Source organism: Ottowia sp. (genome assembly GCF_046348305.1).
Taxonomy (GTDB): domain Bacteria; phylum Pseudomonadota; class Gammaproteobacteria; order Burkholderiales; family Burkholderiaceae_C; genus Ottowia.
Window position 1 is genome coordinate 73747 of sequence record NZ_JAXMEM010000011.1, and the last position, 22136, is coordinate 95882.

22 protein-coding genes are annotated in these 22136 nt (G+C 69.5%); 18 read left to right on the top strand and 4 right to left on the bottom strand.

Annotated features, from left to right (window positions below):
• Nucleotides 1-31 precede the first annotated feature (31 nt).
• Nucleotides 32-370: a hypothetical protein gene (locus U1F38_RS14120; protein WP_409987706.1), complete on the top strand. Its 339-nt coding sequence runs from the start codon at nucleotides 32-34 to the stop codon at nucleotides 368-370.
• Between the two features lie 6 nt (nucleotides 371-376).
• On the opposite strand, the gene U1F38_RS14125 is transcribed toward U1F38_RS14120, so the two are convergent.
• Nucleotides 377-1585: a GNAT family N-acetyltransferase gene (locus U1F38_RS14125; RefSeq protein WP_409987707.1), complete on the bottom strand. Its 1209-nt coding sequence runs from the start codon at nucleotides 1583-1585 to the stop codon at nucleotides 377-379.
• A 99-nt stretch (nucleotides 1586-1684) separates the two neighbouring features.
• Between U1F38_RS14125 and U1F38_RS14130 the strand changes: the two genes are divergently transcribed.
• The 3 genes from U1F38_RS14130 to U1F38_RS14140 all read left to right on the top strand — a co-directional run bounded on the left by U1F38_RS14130 (nucleotide 1685) and on the right by U1F38_RS14140 (nucleotide 5685).
• Complete coding sequence (locus U1F38_RS14130; RefSeq protein ID WP_409987708.1) at nucleotides 1685-3349, top strand: NAD+ synthase; 1665 nt, start codon at nucleotides 1685-1687, stop codon at nucleotides 3347-3349.
• A 20-nt stretch (nucleotides 3350-3369) separates the two neighbouring features.
• The gene (locus tag U1F38_RS14135) at nucleotides 3370-3708 is read left to right on the top strand and encodes a P-II family nitrogen regulator (protein WP_409987709.1); all 339 of its coding nucleotides are present in this window, start codon (nucleotides 3370-3372) and stop codon (nucleotides 3706-3708) included.
• Nucleotides 3709-3996: 288 nt separating this feature from the next.
• The gene (locus U1F38_RS14140) at nucleotides 3997-5685 is read left to right on the top strand and encodes a long-chain fatty acid--CoA ligase (RefSeq protein WP_409987710.1); all 1689 of its coding nucleotides are present in this window, start codon (nucleotides 3997-3999) and stop codon (nucleotides 5683-5685) included.
• Nucleotides 5686-5751: 66 nt separating this feature from the next.
• Here the strand turns inward: U1F38_RS14140 and U1F38_RS14145 are convergent, their stop codons facing one another.
• Together U1F38_RS14145 and U1F38_RS14150 are read right to left on the bottom strand one after the other, a co-directional pair.
• Nucleotides 5752-5892, bottom strand: a complete 141-nt coding sequence (locus U1F38_RS14145) for a DUF3149 domain-containing protein (RefSeq protein ID WP_409987711.1) — start codon at nucleotides 5890-5892, stop codon at nucleotides 5752-5754.
• A 95-nt stretch (nucleotides 5893-5987) separates the two neighbouring features.
• The gene (locus U1F38_RS14150; RefSeq protein ID WP_409987712.1) at nucleotides 5988-6614 is read right to left on the bottom strand and encodes a hypothetical protein; all 627 of its coding nucleotides are present in this window, start codon (nucleotides 6612-6614) and stop codon (nucleotides 5988-5990) included.
• A gap of 68 nt (nucleotides 6615-6682) precedes the next feature.
• On the opposite strand from U1F38_RS14150, the gene U1F38_RS14155 reads away from it, so the two are divergent.
• Nucleotides 6683-7420, top strand: coding sequence for a 2OG-Fe dioxygenase family protein (locus tag U1F38_RS14155; RefSeq protein ID WP_409987713.1), 738 nt, complete (start codon nucleotides 6683-6685; stop codon nucleotides 7418-7420).
• Between the two features lie 73 nt (nucleotides 7421-7493).
• A complete protein-coding gene (locus U1F38_RS14160; protein ID WP_409987714.1) occupies nucleotides 7494-7943 on the top strand; it encodes a universal stress protein in 450 nt (149 codons plus the stop codon).
• Nucleotides 7944-7947: 4 nt separating this feature from the next.
• Here the strand turns inward: U1F38_RS14160 and U1F38_RS14165 are convergent, their stop codons facing one another.
• Nucleotides 7948-8322, bottom strand: coding sequence for an ArsR/SmtB family transcription factor (locus U1F38_RS14165; RefSeq protein ID WP_409987715.1), 375 nt, complete (start codon nucleotides 8320-8322; stop codon nucleotides 7948-7950).
• A gap of 108 nt (nucleotides 8323-8430) precedes the next feature.
• Between U1F38_RS14165 and U1F38_RS14170 the strand changes: the two genes are divergently transcribed.
• From U1F38_RS14170 to U1F38_RS14225, 12 genes are all read left to right on the top strand, one after another.
• Nucleotides 8431-9549: an efflux RND transporter periplasmic adaptor subunit gene (locus tag U1F38_RS14170; RefSeq protein WP_409987716.1), complete on the top strand. Its 1119-nt coding sequence runs from the start codon at nucleotides 8431-8433 to the stop codon at nucleotides 9547-9549.
• Entirely contained in the window at nucleotides 9546-12842 is a 3297-nt protein-coding gene (locus U1F38_RS14175; protein WP_409987717.1) for an efflux RND transporter permease subunit, read from the top strand. Before U1F38_RS14170 ends, U1F38_RS14175 begins: the two co-directional genes overlap by 4 nt.
• A gap of 15 nt (nucleotides 12843-12857) precedes the next feature.
• Nucleotides 12858-14144 (top strand): NAD(P)/FAD-dependent oxidoreductase, encoded by a 1287-nt coding sequence (locus U1F38_RS14180; protein WP_409987718.1) that lies wholly within the window; start codon nucleotides 12858-12860, stop codon nucleotides 14142-14144.
• A gap of 59 nt (nucleotides 14145-14203) precedes the next feature.
• Nucleotides 14204-14428, top strand: a complete 225-nt coding sequence (locus U1F38_RS14185) for a DUF2892 domain-containing protein (RefSeq protein WP_409987719.1) — start codon at nucleotides 14204-14206, stop codon at nucleotides 14426-14428.
• Nucleotides 14429-14439: 11 nt separating this feature from the next.
• Entirely contained in the window at nucleotides 14440-14793 is a 354-nt protein-coding gene (locus U1F38_RS14190; protein WP_409987720.1) for a carboxymuconolactone decarboxylase family protein, read from the top strand.
• Nucleotides 14793-16178, top strand: a complete 1386-nt coding sequence (locus U1F38_RS14195; RefSeq protein WP_409987721.1) for a TolC family protein — start codon at nucleotides 14793-14795, stop codon at nucleotides 16176-16178. Before U1F38_RS14190 ends, U1F38_RS14195 begins: the two co-directional genes overlap by 1 nt.
• The gene (locus U1F38_RS14200) at nucleotides 16175-16873 is read left to right on the top strand and encodes a class I SAM-dependent methyltransferase (protein ID WP_409987722.1); all 699 of its coding nucleotides are present in this window, start codon (nucleotides 16175-16177) and stop codon (nucleotides 16871-16873) included. Before U1F38_RS14195 ends, U1F38_RS14200 begins: the two co-directional genes overlap by 4 nt.
• A 71-nt stretch (nucleotides 16874-16944) precedes the next feature.
• A complete protein-coding gene (locus tag U1F38_RS14205; RefSeq protein ID WP_409987723.1) occupies nucleotides 16945-17142 on the top strand; it encodes a DUF2892 domain-containing protein in 198 nt (65 codons plus the stop codon).
• Nucleotides 17143-17395: 253 nt separating this feature from the next.
• Nucleotides 17396-19438 (top strand): TonB-dependent receptor, encoded by a 2043-nt coding sequence (locus U1F38_RS14210; protein WP_409987724.1) that lies wholly within the window; start codon nucleotides 17396-17398, stop codon nucleotides 19436-19438.
• 2 nt (nucleotides 19439-19440) lie between these two features.
• The gene (locus U1F38_RS14215; protein WP_409987725.1) at nucleotides 19441-20469 is read left to right on the top strand and encodes an ABC transporter substrate-binding protein; all 1029 of its coding nucleotides are present in this window, start codon (nucleotides 19441-19443) and stop codon (nucleotides 20467-20469) included.
• 3 nt (nucleotides 20470-20472) lie between these two features.
• A complete protein-coding gene (locus U1F38_RS14220) occupies nucleotides 20473-21285 on the top strand; it encodes an ABC transporter permease (protein WP_409987726.1) in 813 nt (270 codons plus the stop codon).
• Nucleotides 21282-22133: an ABC transporter ATP-binding protein gene (locus U1F38_RS14225; protein ID WP_409987727.1), complete on the top strand. Its 852-nt coding sequence runs from the start codon at nucleotides 21282-21284 to the stop codon at nucleotides 22131-22133. Before U1F38_RS14220 ends, U1F38_RS14225 begins: the two co-directional genes overlap by 4 nt.
• Nucleotides 22134-22136: the final 3 nt, after the last annotated feature.

The window sequence follows — 22136 nt, forward strand, 5'->3', positions numbered from 1 at the left end:
TGCCGCCGCGTCTCCGATGAACAATACACCCATGACCACCATGACCTTCAAGCTCTCGCTGGCCGCCTTGGCCCTGCTGGCCGCCGCCAGCGCCCAGGCCTCTTGCTATACCGTGCTGAACGCCAAGGGCGACATCGTGTCGCAAACGTCCACGCCGCCGGTGGACATGGCCCTGCGGCTGGACCAGACCGTGCCCCAGCGCTACGGCGCCGGCGCCGACATGGTGTTCGGCATCGCCGACGAAAACTGCGGCCCGCCCGCCGAGCCCTACCAGGCCCAGCTCACGCCGGTGGTCAGCCAATCCGCCGCGCCGGCCCGGGCATCCGCCCGGCGCACGCTGCGGCGCGCGCCCAAGGCCGATCGCGGCTGATCGCCTTCAAGGGTCATGGCGCAAGGGGGTGCGCGTGCGCAGGTGCTCCAGGTACTGCGTCACGCCCTGATCCTCGCGCGCCAGAAAGCGCGCCACCGCGTCGGCAAAGGCCGGGTGCGCCAGCCAGTGGGCGCTGGTGGTCGCAACCGGCAGCAGGGCGCGCGCCATCTTGTGCTCGCCCTGCGCGCCGCCCTCGAAGCGCGCCATGCCCTGCGCAATGCACCACTCGAGCGGCTGGTAGTAGCAGGCCTCGAAGTGCAGGCAGTCCACCCGCTCCAGCGCGCCCCAGTAGCGGCCGTAGGCCACGGTTTCTGAGCCATTTTGACCGCTGGCGCCCGCTGGGTCTGCGCTGACAGCTATCAAACTGCAAGCGATCGGGGCGCCGCCGCGCTCGGCAACAAACAGCACCCACTGCGCCGCCATGTCGCGCGCCATGGCGTCGAAGAAGGCAGGGCTCAGGTAGGGCGCGTTGCCGTGCTCGAGATAGGTGCGCTCGTAGCAGCGGTAGAAAAACGCCCAGTCCGCCGGCGTGATGTCGGCCCCGTGCGCCCAGCGAAAGCGCACGCCGGCTTCAAGAACCTTGCGCCGCTCCTGCCGAATTTTCTTGCGCTTGTCCTGCGTCAGCGCAGCCAGGAAGTCGTCGAAATCGGCAAACGGGGCGCCGCTGGCTGGATGCTGGTTTTTCCAGTGAAATTGAACTTGGTGGCGCGGCATCAGCCCGGCTTCTTCGCAAACCGCCAAGTCGTCGCTGTCGCCAAACAACACGTGCAGCGACGACAGCTTGCGCTCGCCGCACCACGCGATCAGCGCCTGCACCAGCGCCGCCCGCGCCGCGTCGCCGCGTGCCAGCAGGCGCGAGCCCGGCACGGGGGTGAAGGGCACGGCCACCACCGCCTTGGGGTAGTAGCTCAGGCCGTGCTCGGCATAGGCATTGGCCCAGGCCCAGTCAAAGACGTATTCGCCGTACGAGTGCGCCTTGACATACAGCGGGCAGGCGGCGGCCAGCTCGGCGCCGTCCCACAGCAGCATGAAGCGCGGCGTCCAGCCGGTCTCGGGCACCGCGCTGCCGCTGGCGTGCAACGCCGCCAGGTATTCGTGCCGCATGAAGGGCGTGGGCGTGCGCTGGCGCGCCAGCAGGGCGTTCCAGGCCGCGGCGTCGATGGCGCGGGGGTCGGTGGCGATCTGCTGGCGAAGGGAGGCGGTGGCTTGGAGCAAGGCGGTGTGGCGAAGCGGTGTCGATCGATTATTGAGGAGATCATGGCTTGGCGCCTGTTCGCTACCATTCGTCCCTGACGCTCATCTTTCCGCATCGACATGTCCCTCTCCCTCTGCGTGGCCCAGCTCAACTTCACCGTCGGCGACATGCCGGGCAACGCGCAAAAGATCATCGACGCGGCCCGTGCGGCCCATGCCCAGGGGGCGCGCCTGCTACTGACGCCCGAGGGCGCGATCTGCGGCTACATCGCCGAAGACCTGCTGCTGCGCCCGGCTTTCATGGCGGCCTGCGACGATGCGGTGCAGGCCATCGCGCGCGCGACGGCCGACTTGCAGGACCTGGTGATCGTCGTGGGCCACCCGGTGGGCCACGACGAGCGCGGCCCCAGCGTGACCATCAGCGAGCGCCACAACGCCGCCAGCGTGATCTGCAACGGCCGCATCGTGGCCACCTACGCCAAGCAGCGCCTGCCCAACTACCAGGTGTTCGACGAGCGGCGCTACTTCGTGCCGGGGCAGGGCGCGTGCGTGTTCGACGCCGGCGGCGTGCGCGTGGGCCTGCTGATCTGCGAGGACGCCTGGTTTGACGAGCCGGCGCGCCAGGCCCGGGCTGCCGGCGCGCAGCTGCTGGCCGTCATCAACGCCTCGCCCTTTCACGGCGGCAAGGGCGCCGAGCGCGAGGCCGTGATGCAGGCGCGCGCGCGCGACGTGGGCCTGCCGCTGGTGTGGGCGCACTGGGTGGGCGGGCAGGACGAGGTGGTGTTCGATGGGCAATCGTTTGCCGTGGGCGCCGATGGTCAGGTGGCGGGCCGGGCCCCCGCTTTTGAAGAAAAACTGTGGTTTGCGCAGGCGCAGCAAGCGCAAGCAGCTATCGAAATAAAAGCAGACATCGCCCCGCCGCCTACGCCCGAGCGCGAGCTGTGGGACGCGCTGGTGCTGGGCCTGCGCGACTACGTGGGCAAGAACGGCTTCAGGTCGGTGGCGCTGGGCCTGTCCGGCGGCATCGACTCGGCGCTGGTGCTGGCGCTGGCCGTGGACGCGCTGGGCGCCGATCGCGTGCACACGCTGATGATGCCCAGCCCCTACACCGCCGGCATCAGCGTGCAGGACGCGCACGAGATGGCGCGGCGCCTGGGCGTGCGCCATGACGACCTGTCGATCGTGCCGGCCTTCGAGGCCATCAAGGCCACGCTGGCGCCGCTGTTTGCCGGCCGCGCCGAGGACACCACCGAGGAGAACATCCAGGCGCGCATTCGCGGCGTGCTGCTGATGGCGCTGTCCAACAAGCTGGGCCACCTGATCCTGACCACCGGCAACAAGAGCGAATACGCCGTGGGCTACTGCACGCTGTACGGCGACATGTGCGGCGGCTTTGCGCCGATCAAGGACGTGGTCAAGACGCGGGTGTTCGCACTGGCGCGCTGGCGCAACGCGCACGACCCGTATGGCACGGGCGTGAGTCCGATCCCCGAGCGCATCATCACCCGCCCGCCCAGCGCCGAACTGCGCGCGGACCAGACCGACCAGGACAGCCTGCCGCCCTACGAGGTGCTGGACGCCATCATCGCGCGCTACGTGGAAAATGACGCCTCCATCGCCCAGTTGCTGGCCGAAGGTTTTGCTCCCGCCGACGTGGACCAGGTCACGCGCCTGATCCGGCAAAGCGAATACAAGCGCCAGCAGGCGCCGGTGGGCACGCGGGTGACGCCGCGCGGCTTCGGCAAGGACTGGCGTTATCCTATGACCAACAAGTTCCGGGCCTGAGCCCTGGTGGAGAACATCACATGAAGCAGATCACGGCGATCATCAAGCCCTTCAAGCTGGAGGAGGCCCGCGAGGCGCTGGGCGAGGTTGGCGTCACCGGCCTGACGGTCACCGAGGTCAAGGGCTTCGGCCGCCAGAAGGGCCACACCGAGCTGTACCGCGGTGCCGAATACGTGGTCGACTTCTTGCCCAAGGTGATGATCGAGGTGGTGGTGCCCGACGAGGCCGTCGAGCGCTGCGTGGACGCCATCGTCAAGGCCGCGCGCACCGGCAAGATCGGTGACGGCAAGATCTTCGTCACCGCTGTCGAGCGCGTGGTGCGCATCCGCACCGGCGAAGAGGGTGACGAGGCGGTGTGACGGCTCACCCCCAGGCTGCACTCGCTGCGCGATGTTCCGCCTCCCCCCTTCAAGGGGGCATCACCAGTGGCCGGGGAGACCCCGGCCACTGGTGATCGCTGGCATGGCCTGCTCCGCGGCCTCTTGGCTCCTTGGGTTTGACGCGCCGCCGTCGCCTGGACAGCTTCTGACGGCTGACCACTGGCCGCTTGCTGCAAACGGCAAGCGCTGTCGCTGCCGAGACAAACCCGCCCCTGTCGCATGCGTGCGCTTGGTCTAGCATTGACGCCAGAATTTCTGGAGACATCGATGCAAGCGCATTACAAGTTCTGGCCCAAACGCCTGCCCCACGCCATCACGCCGCCCGCCACCTCGCTGTGGCACAACCTGGCCATCAGCGCGCTGCGCTATCCGGACAAGCCGGCCACGGTGTTTTTTGGCTCGGTGCTGACCTGGTCGCAGCTGAAGGCCGCGGCCGAGCGGCTGGCGGCGCGCCTGCAGGCGCTGGGCGTGGCCAAGGGCGACCGGGTGCTGCTGAACCTGCAGAACACCCCGCAGCTCATCGTGGCGCACTTCGCCATCCTGCGCGCCGATGCGGTGGTGGTGCCTGTCAACCCGATGAACCGCGCCGAGGAGCTCAAGCACTACATCACTGACCCCGACGCCAGGGTCGCCATCACCAGCGCCGACCTGGCCGGCGAGCTGGCGGCGGCCTCCGACGCGCTGCCCGAGGGCGATCGCCTGGCGCACCTGATCGTCACGCAGTACACCGATGCGTTCGACGCTGCCGTGCAGGGCGATGACGCGCCGTCCGAGGCCTGGCGCGACTGGCTGCTGACGCGCCGCCCGCTGCCCACGCTGGCCGGCGGCCAGGTGCATGCCTGGACCGACGCCTTGGCCTTTGACGGCCCGCTGGCGGCCACCACCGCCGGCCCGCAGGATTTGAGCGTGCTGCCCTACACCAGCGGCACCACCGGCCTGCCCAAGGGCTGCATGCACACCCACGCCAGCGTGATGCACAACGCCGTGGCCTGCACGCTGTGGGGCAACGGCACGGCCGAGACGGTGACGCTGGTGGTGGTGCCCATGTTCCACATCACCGGCATGGTGGCGGTGATGCAGGCGGCGGTGTATGCCGGCGCCACCATGGTGCTGATGCCGCGCTGGGATCGCGAGCTGGCCGGGCGCCTGATCTCGCGCTGGAAGGTCACCGCCTGGGCCAACATCCCCACCATGGTGATCGACCTGCTGGCCAGCCCCAATTTCGCCCGCTTCGACCTGTCCAGCCTCAGGACCATCAGCGGCGGCGGCGCGGCCATGCCGCAGGCCGTGGCGCAGCGCCTGGAGGATGTCTACGGCCTGAAGTACGCCGAGGGCTACGGCCTGACCGAAACGGCAGCGCCTTCGCACCAGAATCCGGTGGACGCGCCCAAGCAGCAGTGCCTGGGCATTCCCTTCATGAGCACCGATGCGCGCGTGGTCGACCCGGAAACCCTGAAGGAGGTGCCCCAAGGCGAGACCGGCGAGATCGTGGTGCACGGCCCCGAGGTGTTTTCCGGCTACTGGAAGTGCCCCGAGGCCACGGCGGCGGCCTTCTTCGAGCTGGACGGCAAGCGTTTTTTCCGCACCGGCGATCTGGGGCGGGTGGACGAAGACGGCTATTTCTTCATCACCGACCGTCTGAAGCGCATGATCAACGCCAGCGGCTTCAAGGTGTGGCCGGCCGAGGTCGAGGCGCTGATGTTCAAGCACCCCGCCATTCAGGAGGCCTGCGTCATCGGCACCCGGGACGCCTATCGCGGCGAATCCGTCAAGGCCGTGGTGGTGCTGCGCGCCGAGCACAAGGGCAAGGTGAGCGAGCAGGAGGTGATCGACTGGTGCCGCGAGCACATGGCCGCCTACAAGATGCCGCGCGCGGTGCAGTTCGTCGACGCGCTGCCCAAGAGCGGCAGTGGCAAGGTCATGTGGCGCCTGCTGCAAGAAGCCGAGATGGCTTGACGCGCAGAGAAATGCTATTGAAAAAAGAGCGCCTTGCGCTTGTCCGCAAGGCGCTGACCGCTGATTTCAGTCTTCGGCCCGGGGCGTCTCGGAGGCCTTGCGAATGAAGAAGCGCACAAACCAGATCGCCATGCCGATCATGAAGGCGATGCCAGCGATGCTCATGCGGCCGTAGTCGGTGCCAAACAGGTCTTGCCAGAGTTTCATGGTCCACCCTTTCGTGTTTGCGTGAATGCTCAAACAAGTATCCATGCTTGCGGCAAGGCCAATGTTGATGCACCGCAAGCTTGTCGTGCGGCGCTTCACTTGGGCGCGTGCAGATACAGCCGGTCCGACCAGGTTGCCAGCCACTGCGGGCGAAAGGCCACGCACACGGCGGTGACCATGCCGGTCATGATGGCGTCGCCCCAGGCGATCAGCCAGCGCGCGACCAGGGCCAGCTCGGGATCGACGGCAATGTTGAGCGCATGGCCCGTCCACTGCGCCAGCGCCCCGTTGGCAAACAGGCACGCCGCCGTACCCAGGAAGGCGCGCCCCAGGATGTAGACGAACAGGTTGTGCGGCAGCGTCCGGCGCAGCACCCAGCCCAGGCCCAGCGCCAGCGTGGCGGGCACCACGCCCAGCCACAAGGCCATGTCCAGTTGCTCGGCCGGCGTGACGGGCGCGATCCACCCGGTGGCCAGCGCCACCACGCCGAACACCAGCATCGCCAGCGGCCAGCCCAGCGCCAGCAGGACCAGGCAGGCGCCCGACAACTGCAGCTGAATCGGCATGTGATGCAGCCAGGGCAGGGCCCACAGCCACGGCGTGATGACCAGCGCTGCCAGCAGGGGCGAGAGCAGGGCGCCGCCCGCCAGTTGCCGCCAGGGCCGAAAGGCCAGGGCCGCGAGCAGGGCGGCCGACACGAGCGACAGGTTCAGCAGGGTCATGGCAAAGGCGGCGCCGATGCAGGCGCGGCGGCGATTATCCTTGGCGCATCAACGATCGACGAGCCATCATGTTTTCGCCTCCGTTCACCACCGCCGATCACTGCCTGGCCGCATTGCGCGAGAGCGGCTTTGCCGTGCTGGACGCCGCCAGCGTGCGTGCGCTGACGGGAGCACCCGCCGCCGCGCTGCAGGAGCTGGCGGGTGTCTGGGACGACCTGGCGCCCGACGAATACCTGAAGGATGGCGGGCGCTATCGCCGTCGTCGCCACGCGTCCTTCATCGCCCAGGACGGCACGCTGCGCAAGGTGCCGCATCGCCCGCATTGGCAGCCGCTGGCCTACAACGCGCTGCACGGCGGCATGCAGCGCTGGTTTGCGCCGATCGATGCGGCCACGCTGGCGCGCCCGGACTGGGGCGCGCTGCTGGCCTGGCTGGCGCGCGTGGCCGACGCGCTGTGGGGCGTGCAGCCCTGGTACGGCGAGGCCCACGCGTTTCGCATCGACACCGAAGGCGGCATCGGCCGCCCCACACCCGAAGGGGCGCACCGCGATGGCGTGGACCTGGTGGCGGTTTTTCTGGTGGCGCGTGCCGACATCAAGGGCGGCGAAACCCGGGTGTTCGAGATCGACGGCCCGCGCGGCCAGCGCTTCACGCTGGACGAGCCCTGGGCGGTGCTGCTGCTGGACGACCACAAGGTGATCCACGAGACCACGCCAGTCCAGCCGCTGGTTGCCGGCGCGCCGGGCCACCGCGACACCCTGGTCATCACCCTGCGCGCGCAGGACTTTCTGGCCCCGGCGACTTGATCTGAATCATGACGCGAGGCCTGGATTGCGCCCATACTGAACCCATCCACGATTGACACGAAAGGGGTGATCCATGTTCAAGCACATTCTGGCTCCGGTTGACGGCTCCGAAACCTCGATGGCCGCGGTCGACAAGGCGGCGGAACTGGCCAAGGCCTTCGGCGCTGCGGTCACCGCGGTGTACGTGATCGACCCGTACCCCTTCACCGGCGTGGGGGGCGAGTTCGCCTACGGACAGGACCAGTACCTCAACGCCGCCCGCGCCGAAGCCCGCACCGCCATGGAAGGCGCCACCAAGCGCCTGCAGGCCGCCGGCGTGCAGGCCGAGACACGCGTGATCGAATCGCACACGGCCTGGCGCGGCATCATCGACGCCGTCGAAGCCTGTGGCGCCGACCTGGTGGTGATGGGCTCGCACGGCCGCCGCGGCCTGGAGCGCCTGGTGCTGGGCAGCGTGACGCAAAGCGTGCTCTCGCACAGCAAGGTCAGCACGCTGGTGGTGCGTGTGCCCGGCGCCGCCTGACGCGCTATTTTTTGCGGCTCGCCGCCGCCTTGCGCGCTGGGGCCGTGAAGGCCGCGCGCGCCACCGCTGCCGCATCAAAGCGCCGCGCGATGCTGCCGCACACCAGGGTGCACAACTCGTGCACGGCCGGATCGGCGATGCGGTAGTACACGCTGGTGCCGTGGTGCTCGCGCGCCACCAGCCCCTGGCGCGCCAGTTGCGCCAGATGACGCGAGACATTGGCGTCGCTTGAATCGACCTGCTGGGCGATTTCGCCCACGCTCAGTTCGCCCGTGCCCAGTGCGTTGAGGATGCGCAGGCGCGTGGGCTCGGACAGCGTGCGAAAGTACTGCGCCACGTGGTCCAGCGCGGCGGGTGGCAGGTCGGTCAGGGCGTTCATCGGCAGGCACGTGGGGTGCGGCGGGTCGATGCGCAGTCTAACGCGTGCCGACACAAATTGTTGAATTACGCTATTGCGTATTTGCATGATTGCGCAAATAATAGACGAATGATTCATCCAAATCAAGTCATCGCGCGGCTGGGACGGCGATCGTTCGGCGCGGCAGGGCGTGGGGTGCGCACGGCGGGGCTGGCATGTGCGCTGGCCCTGCTGTGCGCACAGGGTGTGGTGGCGGCGCCGGCCGCGCCCTTGCCGGTGGCGCCGGTGCAGGCCGAAGCGCTGGCGCCAACCCGTACCGAGGACGGCCAGGTCGAGGCCCTGCGCCAGGCCACCGTGGCGGCGCAGGTGGCGGGCACGGTGCTGGAGTTGAACGTGCGCGCCGGCGATGCCGTGCGCGCCGGGCAGGTGCTGCTGCGCATCGACGCCCGTGCGGCCGAGCAAGGCGCCGCGGCCAGCACGGCGCAGGTGGCGGCCGCACAGGCCGCGCTGGATGCGGCCACCAGCGAGCTGGCGCGCAAGCGGCAGCTGGCCGACAAGAAGTACATCAGCCAGGGCGCGCTGGAGCAGGCCGAGAGCCAATACCGCAGCGCGCAGGCGCAGGTCAGGGCGCTGGCGGCGCAGGCCGGCGCGGCGCGCACGCAAACCGGGCTGCACGTGCTGCGGGCGCCGTTCGACGGCGTGGTGGCGCAACTGGGTGTCGAGCGCGGCGACATGGCCATGCCCGGCCGCCCGCTGCTGACGGTGTATGACCCCGCGGCCCTGCGCGTGACCGCCAACGTGCCGGCCAGCGCGCTCCCGGGCGTGGCGCTGCAGCCGGGTGCGGTGCGGGTGTTGCTGGCGGGCGCCGCGGTGGCGCCGGTGCGCGTGCAGGTGCTGCCCACCGTCGATCCGCAGACACTGACGCAAACCGTGCGCGCGGACTTGCCGGCCGCGACCCGGGCCGTGCCCGGCCAGTTTGCGCGACTGCAATGGGTGGGCACGGGCGGCGCCGGTGTGGCGCCGCGCATCTACATCCCGGCCGGCGCGGTGGTGCGCCGCGCCGACGTGACGGCCGTCTACGTGATGGGCGAGGGGCAGCAGCCGCAACTGCGCCAGGTGCGCCTGGGCCCGGTGCACGGCGAGCGCGTCGAGGTGCTGGCCGGGCTCGATGCCGGCGAGCCGCTGATCACCGACCCGCAGGCTGCCACCCGGGCCGTGGCCGGCCAGCCAGCGGAGGCCAGCCGGTGAGGCCAGTGCACCCGCTCGATGCCGCGCCGCGCCTGGGCGTGTCCGGGCGCCTGGCGGCGTATTTCCAGGGCGCGCAGATCACGCCCCTGCTGGCGCTGGTGGCCTTCTTGCTAGGGGTGTTCGCGGTGATCGTGACGCCGCGCGAGGAGGAGCCCCAGATCGATGTGACCATGGCCAACGTCATCGTGCCCTGGCCCGGCGCGGGCGTGCGCGACGTCGAGTCCATGATCGCCACCCCCGCCGAGCAGGTGCTGGCGCAGATGAACGGGGTAGAGCACGTGATGAGTGTCTCACGCCCGGGCGTGGCGCTGCTGACGGTGCAGTTCAAGGTGGGCGTGCCGCGCCAGACAGCGGTGGTGCGTCTGTATGAAACCGTCGGCGCCAACGCCGACTGGTTGCCGCGCGGCTTGGGCGTGGGCGCGCCCATCATCAAGCCCAAGGGCGTGGATGACGTGCCCATCGTCGCGCTGACGCTGCACGGCGAGCGCAGCGGCGCCGAGGCGCTGGAGCGCGTGGCGCACAGCATCGAGGCCGAGCTCAAGCGCGTGCCCGGCACGCGCGAAGTCAAGACCATCGGCGGGCCGGGCCGGGCCGTGCTGGTCGAGGTGGATCCCGAGCGCCTGGCGGCCGTGCGCCTGACGCTGCACGAGCTGCAGGCCGCCCTGCAATCGGCTAACATGGGCCTGCCCCTGGGCGACGTGCTGAGCGGCAACCAGGCCATTGCGCTGGAGACCGGGCCGTTCCTGCAAAGCGCCGACGACGTGGCCGCGCTGGTGCTGGCCGTGCGCGATGGCAAGCCCGTGCATTTGCGCGAGGTGGCGCGCGTGCACGAGGGCGCCCCGCCGACCGAACGCCTGGCTTGGCACGGCCAGGTGGTGCGCGAGGGCGGCGTGGCCAGCGGCATCGAGCGCGCCGCGGTGACGCTGGCCATCACCAAGAAGCCGGGCGAGAACGCCATCGACGTGGCCGATGCGGTGATGCGCCGCGTGCATGAACTGAAGAACGTCGTGATCCCGGCCGACGTGCAGGTCAGCGAGACGCGCAACTACGGCGCCACCGCCAACGACAAGGCGAGCACCCTCATCAAGAAGCTGCTGTTTGCCACGCTGTCGGTGGTGGCGCTGGTGTTCATCGCGCTGGGACGGCGCGAGGCGGCCATCGTCGGCACGGCGGTGATCCTGACGCTGACGGTGACGCTGTTCGCGTCCTGGGCCTGGGGCTTCACGCTCAATCGCGTGTCGCTGTTCGCGCTGATCTTTTCCATCGGCATCCTGGTGGACGACGCCATCGTGGTGGTCGAGAACATCCACCGCCATCAGGGCCTGCATGCCGGCCAGAGCCTGCGCGAGATCATTCCCGGCGCGGTGGACGAGGTGGGCGGACCGACCATCCTGGCCACCTTCACCGTCATCGCCGCCCTGCTGCCGATGGCCTTTGTCAGCGGGCTGATGGGCCCGTACATGAGCCCCATCCCCATCAACGCCAGCATGGGCATGCTGCTGTCGCTGGCCATCGCGTTCACCGTCACGCCCTGGCTGGCGCGCTTGTGGATGAAGGCCACGCACCAGGCCGACAGCGGCAAGGCGGCCGGACACGGCCTGGCGCGCTGGATCGCGCCGCTGTTCGAGCGCATCTTTCGCCCGCTGCTCGACGAGCGCCGTGGGCGGCGCAACCGCGGCCTGCTGGGCCTGGCGGTGGTGGGGCTGATCGCGGTGTCGGTCGCGCTGCCGGTGCTGGGCGCGGTGGTGCTGAAGATGCTGCCCTTCGACAACAAGAGCGAGTTCCAGGTGGTGGTGGACATGCCCGCCGGCACGCCGGTGCAAAAGACGGCCGCTGTGCTGCGCGCGCTGGGCGCCCATCTGGCCACCGTGCCCGAGGTGGATAACTACCAGGCCTATGCCGGCACGGCCGCGCCGATCAACTTCAACGGCCTGGTGCGCCAGTACGACCTGCGCGCCGGCGGCGAGGTGGGCGACCTGCAGGTCAACCTGGTGGACAAGGCACAGCGCAAGGAGCAGAGCCATCGGATCGCCATGCGTGTGCGCCCGGCCTTGCAAGCCATCGGTGCGCGCTTTGGCGCCAACGTGAAGGTGGTGGAGGTGCCGCCCGGCCCGCCGGTGCTGGCCCCCATCGTGGCCGAAGTCTACGGCCCCGATGCTGCCGGCCGGCTGGCCGTGGCCAAGGCGGTGCGCGGCGTGTTCGAGTCCACGCCGGGCGTGGTCGATGTCGATGACTCGAGCATCGCCGCCGCGCCCAGAACGCTGCTGCTGGTCGACCGCGCCAAGGCCGCGCGCCAGGGCGTGACGCAGGCGGCCATTGCCGCCACGCTGCGCATGGGGTTGGCGGGCGAGGCGGCCACGTACCTGCACGACGCCAGCCGCCACGCGGTGCCGGCGCTGATCCAGCTGCCGCCCGAGCTGCATGGCAGCCTGGAGCCCTTGTTGCAGCTGACGGTGCGCGCGACGGGCGGCGCGACGATTCCGATCCGCGAGCTGGTCACGGTGAGCGATACGGTGCGCGAGCAGCCGATCCATCACAAGGATTTGCTGCCAGTGACCTACGTGATCGGCGACGTCGCCGGCGCAAGCAGCGCCACGCCGGACAGCCCGCTCTACGGCATGTTCCAGATGCGCCCCCGGCTGGCCGATCTGAAGATGCCCGATGGCGGCCCGCTCGCCGAATACTTCATTCGCCAACCCGCCAACCCCTATGCCGGCTACGCCATCAAGTGGGACGGCGAGTGGCAGATCACCTACGAGACCTTCCGCGACATGGGCGCGGCCTACGCCGTGGGCTTGATCCTGATCTACCTGCTGGTGGTGGCGCACTTCGGCTCGTACCTGACGCCGCTGATCATCATGGCGCCGATTCCGCTGACCATCATTGGCGTGATGCCCGGTCACGCCCTGTTGCATGCCCAGTTCACCGCCACCAGCATGATCGGCATGATCGCGCTGGCCGGCATCATCGTGCGCAACTCGATCCTGCTGGTGGACTTCATCAAGCTGCAGCTGGCCGACGGTATGGAGCTCCGGCGTGCCATAGTCCAAAGCGCCATCACGCGCGCACAACCCATCGTGCTCACCGGCCTGGCGGCCATGATCGGCGCGCTGTTCATCCTGGACGATCCGATCTTCAACGGCCTGGCGATCTCGCTCATCTTCGGCATTCTGGTGTCCACGGTGCTGACGCTGGTCGTGATTCCGCTGCTCTATTTCGTGGCCTATCGCAAGCGCCAGCCCGGCCTGGACGCCGGCAGCGCGCCCCAACCCGTTCACTCAACCAACCTCTGAAGAGGAGACATCGGCATGGCACACATCGTCATCATGGGCGCAGGGCTGGGCGGCATGCCCGCGGCCTACGAAATCCGCGCCGCCGTGGGCAAGGAGCACCGCGTCACCGTGGTCAACGCGGTGGACTATTTCCAGTTCGTGCCATCCAACCCCTGGCTTGCGGTGGGCTGGCGCGAGCGCCAGGAGATCGTGGTGCCGATCGCCGAGCCGCTGCGCAAGAAGGGCATCGACTTCGTCGGCCGCCCGGTCGCCGCCATCGACGCGCCGGGCAACAAGCTGGTGCTGGACGGCGGCGACGAGCTGGCCTACGACTACCTGGTCATCACCACCGGCGCCAAGCTGGCCTTTGGCGAGGTTCCCGGGTCCGGGCCGATCGACGGGCACACGCATTCGGTGTGCACGGTGGACCACGCCGAAAAGTGGCACGCCGAGTACGAGGAATTCCTGAAGAACCCGGGCCCGATCGTGATCGGCGCCATGCCGGGCGCCAGCTGCTTCGGCCCGGCCTACGAGTTTGCCTTCATCGTGTCGTCCGACCTGCGCCGGCGCAAGCTGCGCCACAAGGTGCCGATGACCTTCGTCACCAGCGAGCCCTACATCGGCCACCTGGGCCTGGCCGGTGTGGGCGACAGCAAGAGCGTGCTGGAAAGCGAGCTGCGCGACCGCGACATCAAGTGGGTCACCAATGCCAGGACCACGCATGTCGAAGCCGGCAAGCTGTTTGCCACCGAGCTCAACGACAAGGGCGAGCCGCACAAGGAGCACGAAGTCCCGTTCAAGCTGGCCATGATGCTGCCGGCCTTCCGGGGCGTGGATGCGGTGGCTGCCGTGCCCGATCTGTGCAATCCGCGCGGCTTCGTGCTGATCGACGCGCACCAGCGCAGCAAGAAGTACGCCAACATCTTTGCCGCCGGCGTGTGCGTGGCGATTCCGCCGGTGGAGGTCACGCCCGTGCCCACCGGCGCGCCCAAGACGGGCTACATGATCGAGAGCATGGTGAGCGCCATCGCGCACAACATCGCGGCCGAGCTGGCCGGCCAGCCGGCGACGGCCAAGGGCACCTGGAACGCCATCTGCCTGGCCGACATGGGCGACACCGGCGCGGCGTTTGTCGCCTTGCCGCAGATTCCGCCGCGCAACGTCAACTGGTTCAAGAAGGGCAAGTGGGTGCACCTGGCCAAGGTGGCCTTCGAGAAGTACTTCATCCGCAAGATGAAGACCGGCAACAGCGAGCCCGTGTACGAGAAGTACGTTCTCAAGGCCTTGGGCATCGTGCGCCTGGAGCGCCACGACGCTCCTTGATTCATAGCAAGACACCCAATGTTTTTGCCGGCAACAATCATTTTTGAAGGAGAAACGACATGACATCCTGGCAAATCACCCGCACGGTCGGCGGCACGTTCATCCTGCTGTCACTCGCGCTGGGCGCACCGGGCAGCCCGATCTTCCACAGCGTCAACTGGCTGTGGTTCACTGCCTTCGTGGGCGCCAACTTCCTGCAAAGCGGCTTCAGCAAGTGGTGCCTGATGGAAGTCATCATGCGCAAGCTGGGCGCGCGCCCCGGCGAATGCCAGACCCAACCCTGAAAGGACACCCCATGGTTGAAAACTACAAGGACCTGATCGCCGCAATCTCGGCCAGGACCGCGCAGATGCGCCAGGACATTCCGGACGTGATGCAGGGCTTCAACGCCATGGCGCAGGCCGCGGGCAAGTCCGGCGCGCTGGACGCCAAGACCAAGGAGCTGATCGCCATGGCGCTGTCGGTGGGTTCGCGCTGCGACCCCTGCATCGGCTTTCATGGCAAGGCCTTGGTGAAGCTGGGTGCCACCCGCGCCGAGGTGCAGGAGATGCTGGGCATGTGCGTGTACATGGGCGGCGGGCCTTCGCTGATGTATGCGGCGGCGGCGCTGGCCGCGTACGAGGAATTCGGCGGAGAAAAGGCGGCGTGATGAGACTGCGGTTCCTGGCCTTGTCTTGTGCGCTGGCAGCCGCGCTGCCGGCCGGCGCGTGGGCGCAGGACTTGCTGACGGTCTGGCGGGCCGCGGCCGGGCACGACCGCCAGCTGGCCGTGGCGCGCGCCGAGCACGGCGCCACCCAGACCTTGCGCGAGCAGGCCGACGCGCTGTGGCGGCCGGGCGTGTCGCTGGCGCTGGGCGCGGGCCTGGGCGCGCAGGACACCGCCATGCGCGGCGCGCGCTTCTCGGCGCCGGGCATGGGGCAGATGGACGAGGCGCGCTTTGCCACCTCGGTCGACGCCGGCTTGGCCACGCGCGTGGCCATCATCGCGCAGCAGCCCCTGGTCAATGCCGGGCGCGATGCCCAGCGCGCGCAGTTGCGGCTGGGCGCCGACATGGGCGACACCGCCTGGCGCAGCGCGCAGGCCGACCTGATGCTGCGCACCGCCGAGCGCTACCTGGCGCTGGCGCTGGCCGAGGAGCGCGTGCGCGTGCTCGGCCAGCAAGTGCGTGCGCTCGAACGTGCGCGCGACGAGGCGCACGACCGCTACCGCCTGGGTTCGTCACCCATCACGGACACCCACGAGGCCGACGCCGCCCTGGCCGGTGCGCGTGCGCAGCAGTCGGCCGCAGTGCTGGAGGCCAGCACCCGCCGCCGGGCCCTGGCCGACAGCACAGGGCTTGCCAGGCCCACGGCGCGGCTGCCGGCGCAGCCGCTGGCGCCGGTGGCCGGCTGGCCCGGCTGGGAGCAGGCCGCGCAGGCCGACAATCCGCGCCTGCGCCTGTTGACCCAGGCGGTTGCCGTGGCCGAGCAGAAGCTGCGCCAGCAAGGCGCCGCAGGCCGCGCCACCGTCGATCTGGTGGCGCAGGCCAGCCACGACCGCATCGCCGGCCACGGTGACTTTGGCAGCGCGCGCAACCGCAACCTCAACGCCATGGTGGGCGTGCAGATCAACATCCCGATCGACGCGGGCGGCATGATCCGGGCGCAGGAGCGCGAGGCCGCCGAGCGCCTGGCCAAGGCGCGCGCCGAACTGGAGCTGGCGCGCGAGGAGGTCGGGCAGCAGGCGCGCAGCGCCTGGCAGGGACTGGAGACTGGCGTGGTGCGCATCGCCGCCCTGCAGGATGCGCAGACCGCGAGCAGCGCCCGGCTGGACGCCACGCGCCTGGGCCGCGAGGTGGGCGACCGCACTCTGCTGGACGTGCTGGGTGCCGAGAACGACCATGCGCAGACCGTGCTGGCGCTGGCGCAGGCGCGCAGCGACCAGGTGCTCACGCGCCTGAGGCTGGCGGCGCTGGCCGATCGACTGGATGAAGACCTGCTGGCACAGGTGAGCGCCACACTGAACACCGAAGTCGCGCAGGAGCCCAAGCCATGAGTGCCGAGCCCCGCGTCGAGCGCGACGAGTTGATCGTCCTGAATCGGTTGGTGCTGCTGGCGGCGCAGGACATCATCGAGCTGGGTTGCGGCGCCGCCCGCCTGGCGCGCGAACTGCTGGTGCGCTACCCGGCAACGCGGGTCACGGGCCTGGAGGTCGATGCCATCCAGCATGCCAGGAACCTGGCCGCGCCTGCCGAGCGGCTGCGCTTCATCGCTGCCGGCGCCCAAGCCATTCCGCTGCCGGATGCGCAATTCGATCTGGCGCTGATGCTCAAGTCCTTGCACCACGTGCCGCAGCTCATCATGGATCAGGCGCTGGCCGAGGTGCATCGCGTGCTGCGCCCCGGCGGCCATCTGTACGTGTCCGAGCCGGTGTTTGCCGGCGCGCTCAACGAGATCACGCGCCTGTTCAACGACGAGCAGGCAGTGCGCGCCGCCGCGCAGGCCGCGCTGGACCGGGCGCTTGCCACGGGAGCCTGGGCGCAGGTGGCCGAGCGCCGCTTCGACATGCCCGCGCACTTTGCCGACTTTGCCGCGTTCGAGCGCCGCATGCTGGATGTGACGTTTGCCGAGCGCCACCTGGACGGCGAGCTGCGCGAGCGCGTGCGCGCGCGCTTTGAGCCGCACATGGGGCCCGGCGGAGCCCACTTCCAGCGCCCCATGCACGTGCGCCTGCTGCGCAAGTCCGGCTGATGCCCGGCACGGCGCGTATCCGGGTCCGAAATCCATTACCCCGTTTTTCAACGTCAACAAGGAGTTTTGTCATGAACCACAACGTCGGCGGCATCGACCGCATTCTTCGCATCGTCGTCGGCCTGGTGCTGATCGCACTGGCCGCCACCGGCACCGTGGGCTGGTGGGGCTGGATCGGCGTGGTGCCGCTGCTCACCGGCCTGGCGGGCACCTGCCCCGCGTACAAGCTGCTGGGCATGAGCACCTGTCCCATGAAGTCGCCCAAGTAAGCGCGGCCGGCCGTTTCAACGGCGGGCATGGCCGCGCTGGACGACGCCGGCCCGTGGGCGCGACGACGGCCGTTTCTTGATCTGATGCAATCTTAACGAGAATGATTCTTATTAAGATCGACTCAACTCCAAGAGGTCGATCTTCATGCGTTTCATTGCATCGCCAGCTGCTGCCAACACTCGTCCACGGGCTCGTTTTGCACCGCGCGCAGCGGTCAGCCTGCCGGTGCTCGGGCTCACGCTGTTTGCGACCTTGCAGACGGTTCATGCGCAGGTGCAAACGGGTGATGCCGATGGCGCGGGCCAGACCGGCGCGCTGGCCGAGGTCAGCGTGACTGCCAAGGGCTACGCCGCGTCCGACGTCGAGACACCGATCGCAACCACGGTGCTCACCGCCGATGACCTGGCGCGCAAGCAGGCGCAGAACCTGGGCGAGGCCTTGCGCGGCGAAGCGGGGCTGTCCGTCAGCCTGGACGGCGCGCAGGGCCAGAACCCGGTCATCCGCGGCCTGCAGAAAGACAGCATCGTGCTGATGATCGATGGCGTGCGCCTCAATGCGGCGCAGCCGGCTGGTGCCATCGCATCCTTCATGTCGCTCGGGCTGGCCGAGCGGGTCGAGGTGGTCAAGGGTCCGGCTTCGGTGCTTTACGGCACTGGCGCCTTGGGCGGCGCCATCAACGTGCGCTTGCCGCAGGCGCGCTTCGAGACGGGCGCGCACCTGCGCGCGCAGCTGGGCTACGACTCGGCCAGCCGCGGGCCGAGCGGCGCTGCGGTCGCCAACTTCAGTGGCGGCGACCACGCGCTGATGCTGGGCGCGTCGCTGGCGCGTCCGCGCGACTACGACGCTCCGGGCGGCCGCGTCGCGCGCACCGGTTACGACTCCGATGCGCTCATCGGGCAGTACCGCTATCGTCTCGATGCCGACCAGCAGCTGCGCCTGTCCTTTCAGCGCCAGCAGGACTCCGACGTGTGGTATCCCGGCTCGACGCGGCCGCACCCGGTGCCGGCGGTCGGCAGCCTGACGATTCACTCGCCCCAGCAGGCGCGCACCCTGTACGAGCTGGGCTACAACCGGCGCGGCAGCGGCGCGCAGCCTTTGACGCTGGACGTGCGCGTGTATCGCCAGACCTTGCAGCGCCAGGTCAACGGCTGGGCCAACGGCCTGGCGCGCGACATCTCGCTGACGGACGTCGGCTTTGCCACCGATGGGCTGGACGCCAAGGCCGAATGGCTGGTGCATCCGCGGCACCTGCTGTCGTTGGGCCTGAACGCTTGGCAAATGAAGGCCGACCCGGACAGCCTGGCCGCGGCGCCGCCGCAGTTCAACAGCTTGCAGCCCAACCAACCGTTTACCGATGGTCGCCTGCGCGCGCTGGGCTTTTACGTCCAGGACGACATGCAGTTCGGTGCCTGGAAGGTGCTGGCCGGCCTGCGCCATGACACGGTGGCCGGACGCGCCGCGGCGATGAACAACGGCAGCGTCACCTCGGGCATCGACCGCAGCGATGGCGCGGTTTCGGGCAGCGTGGGCGTGCTGTACGAGGCGTCGCCGCTGCTGCGTCCCTACGTCAACGTGGCGCGCGGCTTTCGCGCCGCCGACCTGCGCGAGCGCTACCAGAACGGCCCGCGCCAGGATGGCTTCTACTGGGCCGGCAGCCCGCAGATCCAGCCCGAAAGGGCCACCCAGTTCGAGCTGGGCCTGAAGGGCGAATCCGGCACGCTCGAATACGGCCTGGCGCTGTGGCGCAACCGCATCAGCCACTACATCACCGGCATGCAGCTGGCGGGTCCTGCCGCCGTGGCGGCCTGCGGCGCGGCGCAGGCGAGCGCCTGCAAGCAAACGGTGAACCTGGGCCATGCCACGCTGACCGGCATCGACGCCAGCCTGCGCTGGCGCGTTCATCCCGACCACTGGATCAGTGCCTCGTATTCGCGCGTGCGCGGCACCAACGGCGACCTGAACGAGCCGCTGTTCCAGATGCCGGCCGACACCCTGGCGCTGGGCTGGGAGGGCCGCATCACGCCCCGCTGGTCGCTGGATGCGCGCGCGCTGCTGGTGCGCCGGCAAGACCGTGTGGCCAGCATCTTCACGCGCGGCAGCGAAGACCCCACCGCCGGCTACGGTGTGCTCGATGTGGGCGCAAGCTGGCGCATCAACAAGGACAATACGCTGCGCTTGGCGATTCACAACGTGGGCGACAAGCGCTATCACGAACACCTGAGCGAAGGCTTGCCAGGGCGCGAAGTCATCGCGCCGGGCCGCAGCTTGCGGGTGTCGTGGCAAGGACGATTCTGACCATGTCCCATCCATTGCCTTTCGATGCAGGGCGCCGCCACGTGCTCGCCGCCGGCGCTGCGCTGGCGCTGGGCGCGGTGCCAGCCGCGCAGGCGCAGCCAGCGTCCGTCAAGCGGCCCAAACTGGTGCTCGCGGGCCCCTTTGCTCTCGTGTCCTATCCGCTCATGCGCATCGCCGACAGCGGCGCGCTGAACGACGTGGCCGAGCAGGTCGAGTTCACCACCTGGAAGAACCCCGATCAGTTGCGCGCGCTCGCCATCCAGCAGTCGGCCGACCTGGTGGCCATGCCCAGCAACGTGGCGGCCAACCTGTACAACCGCGGCGTGCCCTTGAGGCTGCTGGACATCACCACCTGGGGCCTGCTGTGGATGGTCTCGCGCGACCCGGGCCTGAAGACCCTGGCTGACTTTCGCGGCAAGGAGGTGGTGATGCCCTTTCGCGGCGACATGCCGGACATCATCTTCCGCCTGCTGAGCGAGCGCGAAGGTCTGGCCATCGGCAAGGACATCACGCTGCGCTACGTCGCCTCGCCGATCGACGCCATGCAGCTGCTCATCACGCGCCGCGCCGACCACGCGCTGCTGGCCGAGCCGGCGGTGTCGATGGGACTGCGCAAGACGCACTCGTTTCCGGTCAGCGTGATCGCGCCCGAGCTGTACCGCAGCGTCGACCTGCAGCAGGAGTGGGGCCGCGTGCTGAAACGCCCGCCGCGCATTCCGCAGGCCGGCATCACCGCGCTGGGCGGCGTGCGGGACGACAGCGCGCTGCTGGCGCGCTTCGAGCAGGAACATGCCAAGGCGCTGGCCTGGTGCCAGGCCGAGCCCGAAGCCTGCGGCGCGATGGCGGCGCGCCACGTCGACATGCTGACGCCCGAGGGGGTGGCCGACGCCATCCGCGCCACCCAATCGACCATGAAGTGGGTGGATGCCGCCGCGGCCCGTCCCGAGCTGGAGTTCTTCTACCAGCAACTGCTCGACCGGCAACCGGGCCTGGTCGGTGGCAAGCTGCCGGCCGGCGCGTTCTACGGCTGACGCATGGTGGGGCGCGGTCGCTGGTTGCCGGGTTTTGCGCGCTACCTGTGGGGCGGCTGGGGCGCCATCGCCAGCCTGTTGATGGGGGTGGCGCTGTGGGAGGCGCTGGCCGCCGTCTACGGCCCGCTGGTGCTGCCCACGCCGCTGCAGACGGCGCATACGCTGGCGCAGTGGATGGGGCGCGGCGGCGCGTTGTGGCCCACGCTGGCCATCACTGCGCGGCGCGCCTTTATCGGCCTGGCGCTGGCGGTGCTGGCCGGCAGTGCGCTGGGCGTGGCCGCGGGCGTGTCGATGACGGCCTCGATGCTGGCGCGCCCCTGGGTCACCGTGCTGCTGGGCACGCCGCCCATCGCCTGGCTGGTGCTGGCCATGCTGTGGTTTGGCACCGGCGACGGCACGCCGGTGTTCACGGTCTTCATCGCCTGCTTTCCCATCGTTTTCGTCGGCGGCATGCAGGGCGCGCGCACGCTGGAGCATCACTGGCGCGACCTGGCGCAGGCCTACCGGCTGCCCTGGCGCATGCGCGTGCTCGACGTCTACCTGCCGCACGTGGTGTCCTACCTGTTTCCGGCCTGGATCGTGGCGCTGGGCAGCAGCTGGAAGGTGGTGGTGATGGCCGAGCTGTTGTCGTCCGACACCGGCGTCGGTGCCATGCTGGCCACCAGCCGCGCCCAGCTCGACATGCCGGCCACGCTGGCCTGGATCGGTGCCGTGGTGCTGATCCTGCTGGCGCTGGAGTACCTGCTGCTGGAGCCCATCAAGCGCGAGATCGAGCGCTGGCGCGAACCGGGCGGAGTGAGCGGAGGCGCGGCATGACGCCCAGCTTGCGCATTGAAGCCCTGTCCCACGCCTTCGGCCCGCGCACGGTGCTGGAGAACATCGACCTGGCGCTGCCCGCCGGCCGCACGCTGGCGCTGGTCGGGCCTTCGGGCAGCGGCAAGAGCACGCTGCTGCACCTGTGCGCCGGCCTGCTGGCGGTGCGCGAGGGCCGCATTGCCAACGGTTTTGCGCGCACGGCGATGCTGTTTCAACAGCCGCACCTGCTGCCCTGGAAGAGCGCGCTGGACAACATCGCGCTGGGCCTGAAGGCGCAGGGCATGAGGCGTGCCGAGCGCATGGTGGCGGCGCGCGCCATGGGGCGTGCCATGGGGCTGGACGAGCTGGCGCTGGCGCAGTTTCCGCCGCAGCTGTCGGGCGGCATGCAAAGCCGCGCCGCGCTGGCGCGCGCGCTGGTGCTGCAGCCCGATCTGCTGCTGCTGGACGAGCCGTTCTCGGCCCTGGACATCGGCATGAAGCAGCAGATGCACCGCCTGCTGCTGGCCGAGCAGGCGCGCCGCCCGCTGGCCGTGCTGATGATCACGCACGACGTGATGGAGGCCGTGGCCCTGGCCGACACGGTGCTGGTGCTGGCCGGCGCGCCAGCGTCCGTTCGCTGGCGGCTCGACCTGGCGCTGCCCGCGGCAGAACGGGGCGATGCCTGGGTGCACCACCAGACCGCGCTGCTGCTGGCGCAAGCGCCCGTGCGCCAGGCCTTCGATTTGCCGCCGCTGGTGGTTGCGGCGCCATCGCTGTCCGAGCCTCGGCTCGAGCAGGGCCTGAGCGTCGGCCGGGCCGTGGCCGCCATGCAGCACGCGCCGCGCGACGGCTGCGAGGTCGTGCTGTGAGCG